Source organism: Neisseria sp. P0021.S006, from assembly GCF_051956895.1.
This window is the reverse complement of record NZ_JBQCWZ010000594.1, coordinates 1-824: the sequence shown is the minus strand read 5'-3', so window position 1 is coordinate 824 and position 824 is coordinate 1. Positions and strand designations below refer to the sequence as shown.

At 51.3% G+C, this 824-nt stretch carries 1 pseudogene; it reads left to right on the top strand.

The annotated features are described in order from the left end of the window. Window positions 1-806: pseudogene (locus ACTHUM_RS15910) on the top strand (translational GTPase TypA); the annotation flags it as partial. Window positions 807-824: the final 18 nt, after the last annotated feature.

Genomic DNA, 824 nt, shown 5'->3' with positions numbered 1-824 from the left:
ACGTTGCCCTGCGTGTTGAAGATACTGCCGACGCTGATGTATTCCGCGTTTCCGGCCGTGGCGAATTGCACCTGACCATTTTGTTGGAAAACATGCGCCGTGAAGGCTTTGAATTGGCAGTCGGTAAACCGCGCGTGGTATTCCGTGAAATCAACGGTCAAAAATGCGAGCCTTACGAAAACCTGACCGTGGACGTACCTGATGACAACCAAGGTGCCGTTATGGAAGAGCTTGGCCGTCGCCGTGGCGAATTGACCAATATGGAAAGCGACGGTAATGGCCGTACCCGTCTGGAATACCACATTCCTGCACGCGGTCTGATCGGTTTCCAAGGCGAATTCCTGACTTTGACCCGCGGCACCGGCTTGATGAGCCACGTTTTTGACGACTATGCTCCGGTTAAACCTGATATGCCCGGCCGTCACAACGGCGTACTGGTTTCTCAAGAGCAAGGTGAAGCCGTTGCTTACGCCCTGTGGAACTTGGAAGACCGCGGCCGTATGTTCGTTTCTCCAAACGACAAAGTCTACGAAGGTATGATTATCGGTATTCACAGTCGCGACAACGACTTGGTGGTAAACCCTCTGAAAGGTAAAAAACTGACCAACGTCCGCGCCAGCGGTACAGATGAAGCCGTGCGCCTGACTACGCCGATCAAATTGACTTTGGAAGGCGCAGTTGAGTTCATCGACGATGACGAACTGGTTGAAATTACGCCACAATCCATCCGCCTGCGTAAACGCTACCTGAGCGAATTGGAACGTCGCCGTCATTTCCAAAAAACTGGACTAATTCTGTTTGATTGATACGTTTTAAAATTAAGG